The sequence below is a fragment of the Micromonospora mangrovicola genome, from assembly GCF_047200535.1.
GTDB lineage: Bacteria > Actinomycetota > Actinomycetes > Mycobacteriales > Micromonosporaceae > Micromonospora.
The window spans coordinates 16,082-33,611 of the sequence record NZ_JBJZOG010000057.1 but is presented as its reverse complement, the minus strand read 5'-3'; the positions used below and the strand labels follow the sequence as shown (position 1 = coordinate 33,611).

17 protein-coding genes are annotated in these 17,530 nt (G+C 73.2%); 7 read left to right on the top strand and 10 right to left on the bottom strand.

Going from position 1 to position 17,530, the window contains the following annotated elements; translation table 11 throughout:
* Nucleotides 1-8 precede the first annotated feature (8 nt).
* The 5 genes from ACL02O_RS21660 to ACL02O_RS21640 form a co-directional block, all read right to left on the bottom strand.
* Nucleotides 9-311 carry a hypothetical protein gene (locus ACL02O_RS21660; RefSeq protein WP_412819942.1) on the bottom strand — a complete coding sequence of 101 codons (303 nt, stop codon included), beginning with the start codon at nt 309-311 and terminating at the stop codon, nt 9-11.
* A 128-nt stretch (nt 312-439) separates the two neighbouring features.
* Entirely contained in the window at nt 440-1,300 is an 861-nt protein-coding gene (locus ACL02O_RS21655; RefSeq protein ID WP_412819941.1) for a S1C family serine protease, read from the bottom strand.
* Nucleotides 1,301-1,344: 44 nt separating this feature from the next.
* The gene (locus ACL02O_RS21650) at nt 1,345-2,304 is read right to left on the bottom strand and encodes a VWA domain-containing protein (protein ID WP_412819940.1); all 960 of its coding nucleotides are present in this window, start codon (nt 2,302-2,304) and stop codon (nt 1,345-1,347) included.
* The gene (locus ACL02O_RS21645) at nt 2,301-3,290 is read right to left on the bottom strand and encodes a DUF58 domain-containing protein (protein ID WP_412819939.1); all 990 of its coding nucleotides are present in this window, start codon (nt 3,288-3,290) and stop codon (nt 2,301-2,303) included. The genes ACL02O_RS21650 and ACL02O_RS21645 overlap by 4 nt, the downstream gene beginning before the upstream one ends.
* On the bottom strand, nt 3,287-4,336 hold the full coding sequence (locus ACL02O_RS21640) for an AAA family ATPase (protein WP_412819938.1): 1,050 nt from the start codon (nt 4,334-4,336) through the stop codon (nt 3,287-3,289). Before ACL02O_RS21640 ends, ACL02O_RS21645 begins: the two co-directional genes overlap by 4 nt.
* A gap of 579 nt (nt 4,337-4,915) precedes the next feature.
* Between ACL02O_RS21640 and ACL02O_RS21635 the strand changes: the two genes are divergently transcribed.
* On the top strand, nt 4,916-5,902 hold the full coding sequence (locus tag ACL02O_RS21635) for an endonuclease/exonuclease/phosphatase family protein (RefSeq protein WP_412819937.1): 987 nt from the start codon (nt 4,916-4,918) through the stop codon (nt 5,900-5,902).
* Nucleotides 5,903-5,930: 28 nt separating this feature from the next.
* Here ACL02O_RS21635 and cimA read toward each other — a convergent pair whose 3' ends face one another.
* Nucleotides 5,931-7,511, bottom strand: coding sequence for a citramalate synthase (cimA, locus tag ACL02O_RS21630; protein ID WP_412819936.1), 1,581 nt, complete (start codon nt 7,509-7,511; stop codon nt 5,931-5,933).
* Between the two features lie 356 nt (nt 7,512-7,867).
* Between cimA and ACL02O_RS21625 the strand changes: the two genes are divergently transcribed.
* From ACL02O_RS21625 to ACL02O_RS21610, 4 genes are all read left to right on the top strand, one after another.
* Nucleotides 7,868-8,428, top strand: a complete 561-nt coding sequence (locus ACL02O_RS21625; RefSeq protein WP_412819935.1) for a peroxiredoxin — start codon at nt 7,868-7,870, stop codon at nt 8,426-8,428.
* A gap of 2 nt (nt 8,429-8,430) precedes the next feature.
* On the top strand, nt 8,431-8,961 hold the full coding sequence (locus tag ACL02O_RS21620; protein WP_412819934.1) for a carboxymuconolactone decarboxylase family protein: 531 nt from the start codon (nt 8,431-8,433) through the stop codon (nt 8,959-8,961).
* Between the two features lie 154 nt (nt 8,962-9,115).
* Nucleotides 9,116-9,580 carry a PRC-barrel domain-containing protein gene (locus ACL02O_RS21615; RefSeq protein WP_412819933.1) on the top strand — a complete coding sequence of 155 codons (465 nt, stop codon included), beginning with the start codon at nt 9,116-9,118 and terminating at the stop codon, nt 9,578-9,580.
* A gap of 49 nt (nt 9,581-9,629) precedes the next feature.
* Nucleotides 9,630-10,379, top strand: a complete 750-nt coding sequence (locus ACL02O_RS21610; RefSeq protein WP_412819932.1) for a tyrosine-protein phosphatase — start codon at nt 9,630-9,632, stop codon at nt 10,377-10,379.
* Nucleotides 10,380-10,462: 83 nt separating this feature from the next.
* On the opposite strand, the gene ACL02O_RS21605 is transcribed toward ACL02O_RS21610, so the two are convergent.
* The 3 genes from ACL02O_RS21605 to ACL02O_RS21595 form a co-directional block, all read right to left on the bottom strand.
* Nucleotides 10,463-11,476: a DUF7405 family protein gene (locus ACL02O_RS21605; protein WP_412819931.1), complete on the bottom strand. Its 1,014-nt coding sequence runs from the start codon at nt 11,474-11,476 to the stop codon at nt 10,463-10,465.
* Between the two features lie 108 nt (nt 11,477-11,584).
* The gene (locus ACL02O_RS21600; RefSeq protein WP_412819930.1) at nt 11,585-12,682 is read right to left on the bottom strand and encodes a branched-chain amino acid aminotransferase; all 1,098 of its coding nucleotides are present in this window, start codon (nt 12,680-12,682) and stop codon (nt 11,585-11,587) included.
* A 200-nt stretch (nt 12,683-12,882) separates the two neighbouring features.
* On the bottom strand, nt 12,883-13,914 hold the full coding sequence (locus tag ACL02O_RS21595) for a 3-isopropylmalate dehydrogenase (protein WP_412819929.1): 1,032 nt from the start codon (nt 13,912-13,914) through the stop codon (nt 12,883-12,885).
* A 221-nt stretch (nt 13,915-14,135) separates the two neighbouring features.
* On the opposite strand from ACL02O_RS21595, the gene ACL02O_RS21590 reads away from it, so the two are divergent.
* Entirely contained in the window at nt 14,136-15,008 is an 873-nt protein-coding gene (locus ACL02O_RS21590; RefSeq protein ID WP_412819928.1) for an FAD:protein FMN transferase, read from the top strand.
* A gap of 343 nt (nt 15,009-15,351) precedes the next feature.
* Nucleotides 15,352-15,708: a hypothetical protein gene (locus ACL02O_RS21585; RefSeq protein WP_412819927.1), complete on the top strand. Its 357-nt coding sequence runs from the start codon at nt 15,352-15,354 to the stop codon at nt 15,706-15,708.
* 63 nt (nt 15,709-15,771) lie between these two features.
* Here ACL02O_RS21585 and serA read toward each other — a convergent pair whose 3' ends face one another.
* Nucleotides 15,772-17,370 (bottom strand): phosphoglycerate dehydrogenase, encoded by a 1,599-nt coding sequence (serA, locus tag ACL02O_RS21580; protein ID WP_412819926.1) that lies wholly within the window; start codon nt 17,368-17,370, stop codon nt 15,772-15,774.
* Nucleotides 17,371-17,530 lie beyond the last annotated feature (160 nt).

The window sequence follows — 17,530 nt, the reverse complement described above, 5'->3', positions numbered from 1 at the left end:
CTCCGAGGCTAGCGCCCCGGAGGTGGGCTCGGGGTGTGGGTCACGCCCGGAGTGGGCGCCGGACCGGACCGTTCGTGGTCGGCGCCGGCCGCCGCGTACGCGGCCGCGCCGACCAGCAGCAGGGCGATCACCCCGACCTTGGTGAGGACCGCACGGATCGCCAACCAGGCGGTGCGCCGGGCACCCGGGACGATGTTCTTGGCCGCCCTGTAGTCCGTCCAGCCACGTTTCGCGCGGGCGTAGGCCGCGCCGACGCCGGTGCCGATGACCAGGCCCATCAGGAGGAGGGCCGCGATGACAGCTTGCTCCACCCACGCCAGTATCCATACTCAGCGTCATATTTCCATGGCCCGATGCTCCCACGCCGGATATCCGACAGCCCACCCCTTCCGCCGGGCGGCCCGTCCGAGCCCGCCCAGGTCAGGGCCGCGCCGGGCGGTCAGCCGCCCCGGCCGATGATGGTGTCGGCGGTCTGCTGGACCTGGTCTATCGGGATGGCGAAGCCGATGCCGATCGAACCGTTGCCGTCGATGGTGGCGATGGCCGTGTTCACCCCGACCACCTCGCCCCGCGCGTTGACCAGCGGCCCACCCGAGTTGCCCGGGTTGATGGGGGCGTCGGTCTGCACGGCGGTGTGCCGGCCGTTGCCGATGCGTACCTGCCGGTTGAGCGCGCTGACGATACCGGCGGTCACCGTGCCGGACAGGCCGAGCGGCGAGCCGACCGCCAGCACCGGCTCCCCCACCCGGGTGGAGTTCGGCTTGGCCAGCGGCAGCGGCGGCAACCCGGCCGACGCCGGCACCTTGAGCACCGCCAGGTCGCTGCTCGGCTCGCGGCCCACCACCACGGCACTGAACCGTCGGCCGTCCGAGGTCTCCACCGTGACCGGCCCGGAGCCGCCCCGGGCCAGAATGTGGTCGTTGGTGACGATGTGCTGCTCGTGGTCGATGGCGAAGCCGGAGCCGGTGGCCGAGGAGCCCGACGTGCCGCCGACCATCACCGAGACCACACCGGGCACGGTCTTCTCGGCGGCGGTGGTCAGCTCCGCCGGCACCGGCGCGGCCGACGCCGCGGCCGGCCCGGGCACGTCGCGCCCGGCCACCCAACTGCCGGCCGCCGCGCCGGAGACGGTGGAGAGGGCCACCACCGCCAGCGCGGTCAGCATCCGGCCGCGCCATCCCCGTTCGCCCGGGCCCCGCCGCGACCCGGGTACGTCCCCGCGCCCGCGCCCGTCCGGGTCCAGCTCCGGCGAGACGAACCACGGGCCGCGCGGCTCGCCGAGTCCGGTCTGCACTGCCATACCTGGCTCCTCACGTGTCGTGCTGCCGTCGCCGGCGCCGCGGTTCAGGGCAGCCGGGAGAACCACCGCAGCGATCCGGCGGCCGCGCCCATGGCGAAGACCAGCCCGAGGCCGATGAAGCGAGCGGAGACGTCCTGCCGCTCCTTGCGGTAGCCGACCGACGTGCCGATGTCCTCGTAGACGGCACGCAGCTCGGCGCTGCTGGTCGCCTCGTGGAAACCGCCCCCGGTCTCCTCGGCCACCGCCTTGAGGGTCTGGCCGTCGACCGGCACCCGGATCGCCCGCCCGCCCCGGTCGACGAAACCGGACGGTGTGCCGAACGAGATCGTGTGCACCGGGACCTTGGCCGAGACGGCCTGGGCGGCGGCCTCCATCGGGTCCATCCCGGAGGTGTTCGCCCCGTCCGAGAGGATGATGATCCGGGCCGGCGGTGGATCCTTGGCGGCCTTGGCGTCCAGGCTCTTCACCGCGCCGAGGGAGGTGCTGATCGCCTCCCCGATGGCGGTGCCCTGGACGCCGGTGATCCCTTCGGCCAGGCGGCCGATCCCCTCGTGCAGCGCGTCCCGGTCGATGCTCGGCGGCACCAGCACCGCCGCGCTGCCGGCGAAGGCGACCAGTCCCACGTTGAACTCGTCCGGCAGGGCGTCGACGAACCGGCGGGCGGCATCCTTGGCGGCGGTCAGCCGGTCCGGGTCGACGTCGCCGGCGAGCATCGAGGTGGAGACGTCCACCGCCACCATCACGGTGGCCCGTTCCCGGGGCACCCGCACCTCGGCGCTGGGCCGGGCGAAGCCGACCACCAGCAGCGCGAGCATGGCGAGGAAGAGACCCGCCGGCACGTGCCGGCGCCAGGCCGGCCGCTGCGGCGCGACCCGGTCCAGCAGACGCAGGTTGGTGAAGCGGACGGCGTACCGGCTCTGCCGCCGCTGCATCACCAGGTAACCGACGACGAGCGCGGCCACGCCGAGCAGCAGCCAGAGCCGGCCCGGCGACTGCCAGGTCATGCGGCACCTCCCCGGCTCCCGGCCGGGGCGGCCGCCAGCCGACGCTGGGCGTGCACGTGGCGCACGATGTCGGCGCCCCAGTCCCGGTCGGTCCGCAGCGCCAGGTGGGCGGCGCCGGAGCGGCGCAGCGCCTGGCGCACCTGGTCGCGCTGGGCGGCGGCGGCCTGCGCGTACCGTTCGCGCAGGTTCGGGTCGCCGGTCCACACCTCGCGGTGCCGGCCGGTCTCCGGGTCGACCAGGGTGACCAGGCCGACGTCCGGCAGTTCGAGCTCGCGCGGGTCGGTCACCTCGACGGCGAGCACCTGGTGCCGGACGGCGAGCCGGCGCAGCGCCGCCTCCCACGGCGGGGCGGCGTCCGGCTCGTCGGGCAGCCCGTCGAGGAAGTCGGAGATCACCACCACCAGGCCCCGCCGGGCGGCCGTCCGCTGCACGCCGGCCAGCCCGTCGGCGAGGGTCGGCGAGGCGGGCGACGCGTCGGCGGCCCGCGGCGCGGCCAGCAGGGCGCGCAACAGGCCGAGCAGGTGGGTGCGCCCTCCCCGGGCCGGGAACCGACGTAGGCCGTCCGGGGCGAGCACCTGCGCGCCGAGGCGGTTGCCGATGCCCGCGGTGAGGAATCCCACCGCCGCCACCGCGGCCACCGCCAGCTCGCGTTTGTCCAGTGTGGCGGTGCCGTACTCCATGCTGGGGCTGGCGTCGACCAGCAGCCAGGTGGTCAGCTCCCGGTCGGCGTCGACCTCGCGGACGTGCGGGACGGTGGTCCGGGCGGTGACCGCCCAGTCCATCCGGCGCACCTCGTCCTCACCGGGTCGGTACTCCCGACTGCCGGCCGCCTCGCTGCCCGGCCCGGGCAGCAGGCCCTGGTACTGGCCGTGCAACAGCCCGTCGAGCCGGCGGGTGACGGTCAGCTCCAGCCGGCGCAGTCGCTGGTCGGGGGTGAGGTCCGCCAGGGTCGGCTCGGGCAGGACGGGTGCCGCCCGGCGCCTCATGCCGCCGCCAGGTCGGCCGCCGTCCCGGGGTGGCCGTGCACGGCCCGGGGCGGCGGCACCGCCTCGATCAACCGGCGGATCACCGTCTCGGCGGCAATGCCGTCCGCCACCGCGTCGAAGGAGAGCACCAGGCGGTGGGCGAGCACGTCGACGGCCAGGTCCCGGACGTCCTCCGGCAGCACGTACTCCCGGCCCCGGATCAGCGCCTGGGCGCGGGCGGCGGCGACCAGACCGAGGGTGGCCCGGGGGCTCGCCCCGTACGCCAGCAGGGGCGCGATCTCCGGCAGTCCGAATCGGCCCGGGTCGCGGGTGGCGAGGATGAGCCGGACGACGTACTCGGCGAGTGCGTGGTGGACGAAGACCTGACCGGCCTGGCGCTGGAGATCCCGCAGGCGCGTCGGGTCGAGCACCGGTCGCGCGGTCGGCCGGTCGGTGCTCATCCGGTAGAGGATGGCCAACTCGTCGGCGTCGGTCGGGTAGCCCACCACGATCTTCATGAGGAACCGGTCACGCTGCGCCTCGGGCAACTGGTAGACGCCCTCCGACTCGATCGGGTTCTGGGTGGCGAGCACCAGGAACGGGTCGGGCACCGGCCAGCTCCGGCCGCCGATCGAGACCTGCCGTTCGGCCATCGCCTCCAGCAGCGCCGACTGCACCTTCGCCGGAGCGCGGTTGATCTCGTCGGCGAGCACCAGGTTCGCCATGATCGGGCCCAGCTCGACGTCGAAGCGCTCGGTGGAGGCCCGGTAGATCCGGGTGCCGACGATGTCGGAGGGAACCAGGTCGGGGGTGAACTGGATCCGGGAGAAGGTGCCGCCGACGACCGTGGCGAGGGTCTGTGCCGCGAGGGTCTTCGCCACTCCCGGCACGCCCTCCAGCAGGCAGTGCCCGTCGGCGACGAGGGCGATGAGCAGGCGCTCGACGAGGCGATCCTGCCCCACGATCACGCGCTTGACCTCGAAGAGAGTCTGTTCCAGCTCGACGCCGCTCGCGTCGGCATCGACCGGGCTGGGCACGCTGGTCAGGGTGTCCGAGATGTCCGTCACGGTGCTTGCTTCCCGTGCCGACGGGCGGACAAACGTGGGATTATCAGCGCCTCGTCGACCCATCCCGGGCGGGACGGGGACGACCAACCCGGGCGGGCCGCAACCGCACGGGTGGTACGCGGGCACGCAGCCCCACCCAGACGGCACCGACCCCCGCCGTGGCGGGTCAGTTGTGGATGACCAGGTGGAACGGCTTGTCCGCGGCGGATCCGGTCGAGCTGCGGGTCTGCACGAAGACGCCGTTGGGCGTCAGGTACCGGGGGGGCGACCGCGGGTCGGCTGAGCACTACTGCACGGGAGCCGGGCGCAGCTTGCGACGACAGGTTGGAAAATCCGCTCCCAGCGCACCTTGAATGCCCGTCGGCCATTGACTTAACCCGACTTGAGCTGGGACAACTACGGATAGTCGCGACAGCTCCACCATGGAACGTGGCATCGGAAAATGCAGTCGGTCCATAGCGTCAAATTGCGTTCCGTCGTTTCGGCGCACTCCGGTAATTGCGAAAGGGTGGATTGACGGCTGTTCACGAAATCGCTTTGGGGCCTTCGCGCCGGGTGCTCGGCCGGTACGGTGACGCCGTGCGGCGCGAGAATCGAACGGCGGGCAGGACGACCCGGATCGCGGCGGCGGCCTGCTGGCTGGCGGTGCTGCCGACGGCCGCCTGGGCGGTGTTCCGGCTGGCCGGGCTGGAACGGGGGCCGCTGGTGCAGGCGGTCGCCTTCACCCCGTACGTCGCCGCCGGCTCCGTGGCGCCCCTGGCACTGGCGCTCGTCCTGCGTCGCCGGGCACCGGCGGTGGTCGCCGCGGTCACCGCCCTGGCGCTGCTCGGCGCGGTGGCCCCCCGCGCCATCGGCTCCGACCAGCCCTCGGCCGACGGCCCGACCCTGCGCCTGCTCACCGCCAACCTGCTCCTGGGCGGCGCCGAGCCGGCCGCGCTGGTCGACCTGGTCCGCACCCGGCGGGTCGACGTGCTGGCCGTGCAGGAGTTCACCGCGGACATCGCCACCGAGCTGGACCGGCTCGGGCTGGCCGCCCTGCTGCCCTACCGGGAGCTGCACCCCGAGCCCGGCGCCTCCGGCTCCGGGCTCTACTCGCGCCATCCGCTCAGCGCGGCGGGGGTCCGGCGCAACCAGGGCTTCCCCTTCCGGCAGGCATACGGGACCGTGGCGGTGCCGGGCGCGCCACCCCTGCGGGTGGAATCGGCGCACCCGGCCTCGCCGTACGCCGTCCGGGTGGTGCCGGACTGGTGGACCGATCTGCGTGGGCAGCCGCCGGCCACCCCGCACGGGCAGCTCAGCGTGCTGGCCGGGGACTTCAACGCCACCCTCGACCACGCGCCGCTGCGCGACCTGATCGCCACCGGCTACGTGGACGCGGCGGACGCGGCCGGCGCGGGGCTCGCCGGGACCTGGGGCCCGTACGACGGCGACCGGATCCCGCCGGTCACCATCGACCACGTGCTGGCCGACCGGCGCATCGCGGTCCGCGCGGTCGAGGTGCATCCGCTCCCGGGCAGTGACCACCGCGCCGTCCTCGCCGAGCTGCGCCTGCCGACGGCGCGCTGAGCCCAGCCCGACCGGCGGGGGGCGGTGCTCAGACGCGGGCCCGGTCCAGGCCGTAGGTGAGCGCGTCGACCAGGGCGTGCCAGGACGCCTCGACCACGTTGGGGTGCACCCCGACCGTGGTCCAGTCGCGGCCCGCGCCGGCGGTCTCCACCAGCACCCGGGTCACCGCGCCGGTGCCGTGGCTACCCTCCAGGATGCGGACCTTGTAGTCGGCCAGCTCGAACTCGCCCAGCTCCGGGTAGTGCCGGGCGAGCCCCGTCCGTAGGGCCTCGTCCAGGGCGTTGACCGGGCCGTTCCCCTCGGCGGTGGCGATCACCCGCTCGCCGCGTACCCGGATCTTCACGGTGGCCTCGGAGACCACCGCGCCGTCCTCGCGGTGCTCGACCAGCACCCGGTACGACTCTAGGGTGAACGGGCGCGGCGCGGCCCGGTCCGGCAGCTCGGCGCGGACCAGCAGCTCGAACGAGGCGTCGGCGGCCTCGAACGACCAGCCGCCGGCCTCCAACTCCTTGACCCGCTTGGTGACCGTGGCGAGCGCCTCCGGGTGGCCGGCCAGGTCCAGACCGAGCTCACGGCTCTTGAGCTCGATGCTGGCCCGGCCGGCCATCTCGGTCACCAGGATCCGCATGTCGTTGCCCACCACCGACGGGTCCACGTGGTTGTAGAGCAACGGGTCCACCTTGATCGCGCTCGCGTGCAGTCCCGCCTTGTGGGCGAAGGCCGCGGCCCCGACGTACGCCTGGTGGGTGTCGGGGGCGATGTTGGCGATCTCGGCGATGGCGTGCGAGACCCGCACCAGCTGCTCCAGGCAGCCCTCCGGCAGGACCGGCAGCCCGAGTTTGAGCTGGAGATTGGCGACGACCGCAAAGAGGTCGGCGTTGCCGGGACGCTCGCCGTAGCCGTTGGCGGTGCCCTGGAAGTGCCGGACGCCGGCCTCCACCGCGGCGATGGTGTTGGCGACCGCGCAGGCGGTGTCGTTCTGGCAGTGGATGCCGAGCAGCTCCGGGGCCGTGCCGGTGCGCGCGGTGACGTCCGCGATGGCGGCGGTGACCTGGGAGGGCAGCATCCCGCCGTTGGTGTCGCAGAGCACGAACCGCTCCGCCCCGGCGGCGAGCGCCGTCTCCAGCACGGCGGCGGTGTACGCCGGGTCGTACCGGTAGCCGTCGAAGAAGTGTTCCCCGTCCACGAAGACCCGCCGCCCCCGGCCGACCAGGTAGGTGACGGTGTCCCGGATCATCGCCAGGTTCTCCTCGGCGGTGGTCCGCAGCGCCCGCTCGACGTGCCGCAGGTCCGCCTTGGCGACCAGCGCCACCGCCGGCGTCTCCGCGTCGAGCAGCCCGCGCACCTGCGGGTCGGCCTCGACGGCCACCCCGGCCTTGCGGGTGGCGCCGAAGGCGACCAGGATCGCGTGCTTCAGGTCCAGCTCCCCGCGGGCCCGCCGGAAGAACTCGGTGTCCTTCGGTACCGCACCGGGCCAGCCGCCCTCGATGAAGCCGACCCCGAGGTCGTCGAGCAGGCGAGCCACCGCCAGCTTGTCGACCACCGAGTAGCTGAGCCCCTCGCGCTGCGCGCCGTCGCGCAGCGTCGTGTCGTACACCTGGAAGGTCATGGAATCCTCTTCTCGAGCCTTGGGAGAGCAACAAAAAGACCCCCCGCGGATGCGGGAGGTCTGCGCGCTCGGCGAGGGGGAGGCCGGCGCGCTAGCTGCCAATAATCAGGACGGAGCTGGTCACGATCGGTACTCTGCCACCTCGGCACTGGTTTTGGGAGGCAAAATCCACATGTCGGGACGGTGACGGAGGGTGGCCGCACTGGACGGCGAGCCGGTCCGGAGGACGGGCTCGCCGGTGATCGACTTCACAAGTGATCCAGCCGCCGACCGGCGGGAACGCGGTTGAGGCAATATCTGGAACCGATCCAGTTACCGGCCTCGTGCCGCTGACAAGCCGCTGTCAAGGAGAACCTGTGCTCACTGTCGGTGACCACTTCCCCGAGTACGAACTCACCGCCTGCGTGTCGCTGGACGCCGAGAAGGCGTTCGAGACGATCAACCACAAGTCCCACGAGGGCCAGTGGCGCGTGGTCTTCTTCTGGCCGAAGGACTTCACCTTCATCTGCCCGACCGAGATCGCCGAGTTCGGCCGGCTCAACGGGGAGTTCGCCGACCGGGACGCGCAGGTCCTCGGCGTCTCCGTCGACAACGAGTTCGTCCACTACGCGTGGCGCAAGGACCACCCCGACCTGCGCGAGCTGCCCTTCCCGATGCTCAGCGACATCAAGCGCGAGCTGACCGACGCCTGCGGCGTGCTCGGCGAGGACGGCGTCGCCCAGCGGGCCACCTTCATCGTCGACCCGAACAACGAGATCCAGTTCGCCATGGTCACCGCCGGCTCGGTCGGCCGGAACGTCTCCGAGGTGCTGCGGGTGCTGGACGCGCTGCAGACCGACGAGCTCTGCCCGTGCAACTGGAACAAGGGCGGGGCCACCCTGGACGCCACCGCGCTGCTCGCGGGCGCCGGGGCCTGAGCGTGGGGCTGGACGCGGTCAAGGCGGCGCTGCCCGGGTACGCCAAGGACATCAAGCTCAACCTCGGCTCGACCGTCGGCACCTCCACGCTGAAGCCGGAGCAGGCCTGGGGCACCGCCCTGGCCTGCGCGGTCGCCGCGCGTAACCCGGTGGTGCTGCGGGAGGTCGCCGCCGAGGCGGCCGACCACCTCACTCCGGAGGCGATCGAGGCCGCCAAGGGCGCGGCCACGATCATGGCGATGAACAACGTTTACTACCGGGCCAAGCACCTGATCGGCGACGAGCAGTACGCCTCGATGCCGGCCCGGCTTCGGATGCAGATCATCGCCCGGCCCGGCGTGGAGAAGGGCGACTTCGAGCTCTGGTGCCTCGCCGTCTCGGCGATCACCGGCTGCGGCGTCTGCCTGGAGTCGCACGAGAAGACCCTGCGGGGCACCGGTTTCACCCGCGAGCAGGTGCACGAGGGACTGCGCATCGCCGCCGTCGTGCACGCGGCCGCCGTGGTGCTGGACGCGGAGGCCGCGCTGGCCTGAGCCGTACCGCCTGGTGGGGGCCGGTGCCGCGGGAACGCGGCGCCGGCCTCTCCGTACTCCGGGGTTGAGAACCCGACGAGCGGGTAGGAGTTTCCGGGACAGTGGAAAACGCACTCTCCGCGACGACTGCGACAGTCGGGACAGGAGTTACCTCATGGACAGGCTCGATCCGCAGACCACGCACGGCACCACCGACCCGGTCATCGACGGTGGTCAGGGCGCCTACGCCGGCGGCGCGCCGGCCGGCGCGTTCGACCCGTGGCGGTACCGCGACGAGGCCGGCGTCGCCAGCGCCGACCTGACCGGTTACAAGGTCGAGGCCGCCGACGGCAGCATCGGCAAGATCGACAGCGCCAGCCACGAGGTCAACGACAGCTACCTGGTCGTCGACACCGGCCCGTGGATCTTCGGCAAGAAGGTCATGCTGCCGGCTGGCACCGTCAACCACGTCGACCACGACGAGCGCAAGGTCTACGTCGACCGGGACAAGGACCAGATCAAGGCCGCCCCGGAGTACGACGAGGCCAGCCACGCCGACCCGGCCTACCGGGACAAGCTCGGCGGCTACTACGGCGAGAACTACTCGTCGCTGCCGCCGGACGGCCCGGCCCGGATGTGACGAACTGCGACGGCCAGCGGGGCACCTCGGTGCCCCGCCGGCCGTTAGCGTGTCAGGGGTGGACGCCACTGACACCCCGCACCGGAACCCCTTCCCCGCCCTGTTCAACTTCCGCGACGTCGGCGGCCTGACCGGCCACGACGGGCGTCGGGTCCGGCGGAGCCGGCTCTACCGCTCCGACTCGTTGCACCGGATCAGCGAGACCGACCAGGCGGCGTTCACCGCCCTCGGCATCCGCACCGTCATCGACCTGCGTCGTCCCACCGAGGTGGCCCGCGACGGCCGGGTGCCGGCGTACGACGGCCTCACCTACCGGCACATCCACCCGGAGCACCGGGACTGGGCCGAACAGCAGTACGAGCCGGGCGTCGATCTGGCCCGCTACCTCGCCGACAGGTACGCCGACCTGGCCCGGACCGGCACCGCCGGGCTGGCCGAGGCGGTCGGCCTGATCGCCGACAGCGCCAACGCGCCGGTGGTGGTGCACTGCGTCGCCGGCAAGGACCGCACCGGCATCGTCTGCGGGCTCACCCTCGCGGTGCTCGGCGTCGCCGACGAGGACATCGCCGCCGACTACGCGCTGAGCACCGAGGCGTCGCAACGGTTCCACGCCTGGGTCGTCGCCACCATGCCGGACCTGCCGGAACTGCCGCCGCCGTACCTCGCCTCACCGGCCGAGGCGATGACGACCTTCCTCACCGAGCTGCGCGAAGGGTACGGATCGGTGGCGGGCTACCTGCGCCACGCCGGGGTGACCGACGCTCAGCTCGCCGCGCTGCGCGACCACCTGCTCGACTGACGCCGCTCAGCCGGCCAGCTCCAGCAGCGGAAAGGCCCGGTGCCGCCGGGGCGGGACCAGGAAGTTCTGCCGTCGGGTGCAGGTCAGGAAGCGTTCCAGGCCGTTGTCCTGCTCGGCCACCCGGTGCTTGCGGGCCAGGTCCACCGCGGCCTGGCTGCGCCGCATCCGGGTGAAGAAGTCCGCGGTGGGCACGAAGACGCTGAAGTGCAGCTTCGGCTGGCTGCTGCCGTCCGGCACGTCGAGGGCGTCGAAACCCGGACCGTCCACCCGCAGGTGCACGGGGAGGTGCGCTGGAGGGTGGACAGGTGCCCCATCCGCCGCTCGCCGCGGGGCAGGCCGATGCCCCGCGCGGTGCGCTCCGCGTAGTCCGGCCCCCGGTTCTCGGCGGGCAGGAAGGACGGCCCGCCGCCGTCGGCGAGCTGGTCGGCGTTGCCGGGGTGCACCGGGGGCGCGTGGAACATGTACTGCACCCGCTTGGTGAAGCTGCCGTTCTCGCTGGGCGGGGTGTCCGGGCCGGCCATGTCGTAGAACTGGAGCATGTCGAGGATGACGTGCGACAGGTGCTGGATGCCGCCGTTGTCCAGGTAGTCGCCGGGCCGGGCGGTGGTGAGCCGGGCCGAGGCGTTGCCGGCGAAGGTGCAGATGGCCGGCGGGCCCGAGGCGTTGGTCTGCTGATCGGAGAAGCCCATCCACATCGGGGAGTCGGGCTGGATGAACCGGGCGTACGGCAGTTGGTTCTGCTCGGCCACCGACCGGGGCAGCCCGACCTGGGTGAACATGTGCCGGCTGGAGGTGACGGTGAGCAGCCCGGCGAAGGCCGGGGAGGGCGTCGGCCGGCCGGCCAGGGTGCCGCTGCCGTCGAACCGGGCCAGCACCTCCTGGATCACCGCCGCCCGGTCGCTGCGGAACGTGAAGAGCAGGTCGTTCTGCTCGATCCGGACCGGCACGGTGAACCGTTTCCTGGTGACCCCCGGGTTGTCCGGGTGCACGTCCGTCGGGGCCGGCACCGCCTCCTCCCGCACCGAGCGGGACGGGTCGGCGAGCAGCTTCGGCAGGTGGGCGCCGACCAGCTCGCCGGTGAGACGGACCTTGGTCACGCACCGTCATGAGGGCTTCCACCAGGCCAAACAGCCGACACCGCCAGCGGCGGTGTCGGCTGTCGGACAGTTGCTTGCGCCACCCTGACTCGGGGTGCAAACAGCAGGTCAGAGCACCCGTCGCACCCAGCCGTGCCGGTCCTCGGCCCGGCCGCGCTGGATGTCCACTAACTGCTGCCGCAACGCCATGGTGGAGCGGCCCGGCTCACCGCCACCAACGAGGAACTCCCCGTCCGGGAAGCGCACGCCACCGATCGGGGTGATCACCGCGGCGGTGCCGCAGGCGAAGACCTCGCGGAGCCGGCCGCTGGCCGCGTCCGCCTGCCAGTCGGCGAAGCTGACCGGCCGCTCCTCGACCCGGTGCCCCGACTCGGCGGCCAGGGTGAGGACCGCGTCCCGGGTGATGCCGGGCAGGATGGTGCCGCTCAGCGGCGGGGTGACCAGCGTGTTGTCGTCGTAGACGAAGAAGACGTTCATGCCGCCCAGCTCGTCGACGAAGCGCCGCTCGACGGCGTCCAGGAAGACCACCTGGTCGCAGCCGGCCTCGATCGCCTCGGCCTGCGCCACCAGCGAGGCGGCGTAGTTGCCGCCGCACTTGGCCGCTCCGGTGCCGCCCGGGGCGGCGCGGGTGTAGTCCGGGGAGGCCCAGACGGTGATCGGCTTGACCCCACCGGGGAAGTACGCCCCGGCCGGCGACGCGATCACGCAGTAGAGGTATTCGTTGGACGGGCGGACGCCGAGGAACACCTCACTGGCGAACATGAACGGCCGCAGGTAGAGGCTGGCGTCCTCGTGCCCGGGGATCCACTCCCGGTCGATCTCGATCAGTCGGTGCAGCGACTCGACGAAGGTCTCCGCCGGCAGCTCCGGCATCGCCAGCCGCTGGGCGGAGGCCGCGAAGCGGGCCGCGTTCGCCTCCGGGCGGAACATCGTCACCGCCCCGTCCCCGGTCCGGTACGCCTTCAGCCCCTCGAAGATCTCCTGCGCGTAGTGCAGAACGGCGGCGGCCGGGTCCATCGGGATCGGCGCGCGTGCCTCGACCCGGGCGTCGTACCAGCCCTTCCCGTCGGCGTACCGGATCGTCACCATGTGGTCGGTGAACACCCGACCGAATCCGGGGTTCGCCAGCAGTGCGGCCCGGTCGGCGGCGGATACCGGCGCGGGATTCGGACGGATCTCGAAATCGATCTTGTCACCACCGCTCATCGCGCTGACCTCCCTGCGGGTCCACGGCATGCCGGATCGCACGCCGACGTCACTGGTGCCAGAAACTTACCCCGAACGGTCGTTCAGCGGATACCTCCGCCCCGACACATCGAGACCGCCGGATGGCGCTGCGGCCGTCCGGCGGTGCGGTACATCGGGCCCGGGTCCGGCCGCGCCCGCACCCGGGCCGACCGGCCCGGTCAGGCTACGGCGTACCCGGCGAGCCGGTCGCCGACCTCCTCGGTGCGCAGCGGCGCCCCCGGCGTGCGGCCGGCCAGCTCGCTGGCGACGGCGGCGGTGACCCGGGCGGCGGCGTCGCCGTGCCCGAGCTGGTCGAGCAGGAGCGCGGCGGAGAGCACCGCGGCGACCGGGTCGGCGACGCCCCGGCCGGCGATGTCCGGCGCGGAGCCGTGCACCGGCTCGAACATCGACGGGTAACGCCCCTCCGGATTGATGCAGCCGCTGGCGGCCATCCCGATGCCACCGGTCACCGCGGCGGCGATGTCGGTGAGGATGTCGCCGAAGAGGTTGTCGGTCACCACCACGTCGTACCGCTGGGGGTTGGTCACCAGGAACATCGCGGCGGCGTCGACGTGCTGGTACTCGGTGGTCACGTCGGGGTGCTCGGCGGCGACGGCCTCGAAGGCGCGCGCCCAGAGCGAGCCGGCGTGGGTCAGCACGTTGGTCTTGTGCACCAGGGTCACCTTGCGCCGCTCCCGGCGCCGGGCCCGGGCGAAGGCGTCCCGGATCACCCGCTCCACCCCGTACCGGGTGTTCAGGCTCTCCTCGGTGGCCACCTCGGCCGGGGTGTCCCGGTGCAGCGAGCCGCCGGCGCCGGCGTACAGGCCCTCGGTCCCCTCGCGGACCACGACCAGGTCGACCTCGCCCGGCTTCACCGCGGCCAGCGGGCCGGCCACGCCCGGCCAGAGCCGGGACGGGCGAAGGTTGACGTACTGGTCGAAGGCGAAGCGGAGCTTGAGCAGCAGGCCGCGCTCCAGCACCCCCGGCGGCACGGTCGGGTCGCCGACCGCGCCGAGCAGGATGGCGTCGTGCCCGGCCAGCTCGTCGAGGACCGAGTCCGGCAGCACCTCGCCGGTGCGGTGGTAGCGGGCCGCGCCGAGGTCGTACTCGGTGGCCGCCACTCCGGGGAGCACGGCGTCGATGACCTTGCGGGCCTGCCCGACCACCTCGGGTCCGATCCCGTCCCCGGCCACCACCGCGATCCGTGCCATGGCGCTCCCTCACCTCGTCGTTCTCCGCAACCGTACGTCGCCGTCCCGGGTCCCGGTACGCGCCTTCCACGATCCGGGACGGCCGAACGCTCAGGATGCTCCCAGGTGTCATTCATGGGGCAGTCAACTCCAGCCCCTAGGGTCAGGGCGAGCGGGTCGACGGGGGCCCGGGACCGGCTTCGCCGCGGCGCTGCGGCGTGGCCAGCGAGGGAGCAGGTGCGATGCGGATCGAGCAGCGACGGGCCCGCTGGGACGACGAGCAGCCGCGGACCCGGTGGATCGACCAGTCGGCCTTCGTCGGCCCCCGCCCCGACCTGCGCCTCGGCAGCCGCAGTCACCGGCTGGACCGGGCGGGCGGCACGGCCGGCGACCGGATCAGCGTCCGGCACACCGTCCGCACCTCCACCGCCGGGTACTCGCTGCTGCTCAACGCCCCCGAGTGGCTCGGCCGGCGCGGGGTCGGCGAGGCGCTGCGGGACGCCGTCGCCGAGCTGCGCGCCATCGACCTCACCTACGGGCCGAACCGGCCGGACAGCCTGGTCTCGAGGCTGCGGCGGGGCGAGATCAGCCCCGAGTCGTACCCGCCGCTGGCCGACCTGGTGGACCGCTGCACCGCCATGCGGGCGGCCACCGACGGGTGGTTCGACGCCTGGGCGGTGCCCGGCGGCTTCGACCCGGGCGGCCTGCTCGGCGGTTGGGCGGTGGAGCGGGCCGCGGCGCGGCTGCGCGCCGCCGGCGTGCACGACTACGCGGTGCTCTGCGGCGCAGACCTCACCGTACGCGGTCACGCCGCGCACGGCGGCCCGTGGCGGGTCGCCGTGCACCACCCGACCGACGCCCGCCGGGCGCCGCTGGTGTTGGAGATGACGGCCGGCGCGGTGGGCACCTCCGGGGTGACCGGGCGCCACGGGCACGTGGTGGACCCGCACACCGGCGAGCCGGCCGACCAGCTCGTCTCCGCCACCGTGGTGGGACCGGACCTGGCGGTCGCCGACGCCTACGCCACCGCGCTCTACGCGGCCGGTCCGGCCGGGCTGGCCTGGTTCCGCAGCGACTCGGACTACCGGCCGCTGTTCACCCACCGCCGGCGCTGAGAGCCGGCGCGGGTTCCGCCGCCCCGCCTGCGCATCCGGGACGTCGTCCGCGATCGGCCCCCACGGTCTCGGCAACGACCGTGAGGGCCGGTCAGCGACGAGTGCGCGTGGCTCGCGCAATCGAGGGGTGCGGGCTGGTGGGCCGGACGCACGACCGCGCCACCCGAAGACGGGCCGGGGTCTCAACTCAGCCAGTGACCGCACCGGTACGCTAGCGAATCGACGCAACTCGACGCAAGAGTCTCCACAGCGGACCGTTGTCGCACCCGGGCCGGTCAACGCGGAGTTAACCTGCGGTGGGGCAGGGGTGACGCCACGGACCAGGGATGGCACGCTGTCCGCCGTGAGTTTCGATCTGAGTGTGTGGGCCCTATCGCCCGGGGCAACACCCGACGACGTACGGGCAGCGGTGCAGCGGTGCCGCGAAGGGCGGCACAGCGAGCAGTACCCGGACCCGAGGGTGGTGAATTTCTACCGGGCGATCACCGGCGCCTATCCGGACCACCCGGTCCGCCCGGGCACCCCGTGGGAGGTCGCCCCGCTGCACACCGCCGCCGACCACGTCGAGATGAACCTCTTCCCCGCCTGCGAGGATCAGGTTCTGCTCGACATCGAGCGGCTGGCCGGCGAGCACAACCTGATGCTCTTCGACGCGCAGGACGGCTCGGTCTACCCGCCGCCCGCGCGCGTCAAACCCTGACGGTCCCGCGCACGACGAGGGGCCCGGCCGGCCGGCCGGGCCCCCGATCCGTCCTGTCCGGAGCTACTCGTCGCGCAGGTCGGCGGCGCTGGCCGCGACCGCGCCGATCGAGTCGGCGGCCGAGCTGAGCAGGTCCGCGCCGAGCGCCTGGTCGACGGTGAGCGTCATCAGCGTCTCGCCGCCGGCCTCCCGACGGGCGACCTGCATGGCGGCGATGTTCACGCCGGCCTCGCCGAGCAGGGTCCCGACGGTGCCGACCACGCCCGGCCGGTCGACGTAGCGCAGGAAGACCAGGATGCCCTCCGCGCCGATCTCCACGTCGAAGCCGTCGACCTCGGTCAGCTTGAGGACGTCGCGGGCGCCGCTGTGGGTCACCGTGCCCGAGACGCTGACCGTGCGGCCGTCCGGCAGCGCGCCGCGCACCGTCACCAGGTCGGGGTGGTCCACGGTCTCGGCCTGGCTGGCCAGCGCGACCTCGACGCCCCGCTCGCCGGCCAGGTGCGGCGCGTTGACGTAGGTGACCTGCTCCTCCACCACCGAGCTGAACAGCCCCTTGGTGGCGGCGAGCTTGAGCACCGAGACGTCGTGGTTGACGATGGCGCCGCGCACCTCGACGGTGACGCTGGCGGCCACCCCGCCGGCCACCGCGGTGAAGGCCCGGCCGAGCTTCTCGGCCAGCGGCAGCAGCGGCCGGACGTCCTCGGCGACCACGCCGCCGGCCTGCACGTTCACCGCGTCCGGCACGAACTCGCCCTGCAGCGCCAGCTTGACGCTCCTGGCCACGGCCAGGCCGGCCTTGTCCTGCGCCTCGTGGGTCGAGGCGCCCAGGTGCGGGGTGGCCACCACGTTGTCGAAGGCGAACAGCGGCGAGGAGGTGCAGGGCTCCTTGGCGTACACGTCGATGCCGGCGCCGGCGACCCGGCCCTCGGCGATCGCGTCGGCCAGGGCCTGCTCGTCGACCAGCCCGCCGCGGGCGGCGTTGACGATCCGCACGCCGGGCTTGACGATCGCCAGCTCCTTCTCGCCGATCAGGCCCACCGTCTCCGGGGTCTTGGGCAGGTGGATCGAGATGAAGTCGCTCTCCCGTAGCAGCTCCTCCAGCCCGACCAGGCGAACACCGAGCTGGGCCGCACGGGCCGGCTGGATGTACGGGTCGTACGCGATGAGCCGGGTGCCGAAGGCCGCGATGCGCTGCGCGAACAGCACACCGATGCGGCCGAGGCCGACCACGCCGACGGTCTTGCCCTGGATCTCGACGCCGGTGTACTTGGACCGCTTCCACTCCCCCGCCTTGAGCGCGGCGCTGGCGCTGGCGGTGTTGCGGGCCACGGCGAGCAGCAGCGCGACGGCCTGCTCGGCGGCGGAGACGATGTTGGAGGTGGGAGCGTTGACGACCATGACGCCCCGCGCGGTGGCGGCCGGCACCTCGACGTTGTCCAGGCCGACGCCGGCCCGGGCGACCACCTTCAGCCGCGGCGCGGCGGCGATCGCCTCGGCGTCGATCTGGGTGGCACTGCGTACGATCACCGCGTCGGCCTCGGAGAGGGCGGAGAGCAGGGCCGGGCGGTCGGTGCCGTCGACGTGGCGCACGTCGAAGTCGTGCGCGAGCACCTCGATGGCGGCGGGAGCGAGTTCTTCGGCGATCAGTACGACAGGATTCATCGGTCCTCGTAGACGCTCGTGTGCGGTCGGCCCGGGACGTCGGGGCGCCGCACTGCGCCCTGCGCTGATCCGTGCCATGGCCGTAAGGTGCCGGCTGGGGCACCTACGAAGGATGGTAGGGGGCGGTCCGGGCGACGTGTCCCGGACCGCGGGGTGAGGG

Bases quoted from the DNA above. Each gene is read 5' to 3' on its own strand.
- cimA (WP_412819936.1), bottom strand. From the start codon at position 7,511: ATGACCTTCCAGGTGTACGACACGACGCTGCGCGACGGCGCGCAGCGC.
- ACL02O_RS21600 (WP_412819930.1), bottom strand. From the start codon at position 12,682: ATGAGCGGTGGTGACAAGATCGATTTCGAGATCCGTCCGAATCCCGCG.
- ACL02O_RS21655 (WP_412819941.1), bottom strand. From the start codon at position 1,300: ATGGCAGTGCAGACCGGACTCGGCGAGCCGCGCGGCCCGTGGTTCGTC.
- serA (WP_412819926.1), bottom strand. From the start codon at position 17,370: ATGAATCCTGTCGTACTGATCGCCGAAGAACTCGCTCCCGCCGCCATC.
- ACL02O_RS21590 (WP_412819928.1), top strand. From the start codon at position 14,136: ATGCGGATCGAGCAGCGACGGGCCCGCTGGGACGACGAGCAGCCGCGG.
- ACL02O_RS21645 (WP_412819939.1), bottom strand. From the start codon at position 3,290: ATGAGGCGCCGGGCGGCACCCGTCCTGCCCGAGCCGACCCTGGCGGAC.
- ACL02O_RS21650 (WP_412819940.1), bottom strand. From the start codon at position 2,304: ATGACCTGGCAGTCGCCGGGCCGGCTCTGGCTGCTGCTCGGCGTGGCC.
- ACL02O_RS21595 (WP_412819929.1), bottom strand. From the start codon at position 13,914: ATGGCACGGATCGCGGTGGTGGCCGGGGACGGGATCGGACCCGAGGTG.
- ACL02O_RS21615 (WP_412819933.1), top strand. From the start codon at position 9,116: ATGGACAGGCTCGATCCGCAGACCACGCACGGCACCACCGACCCGGTC.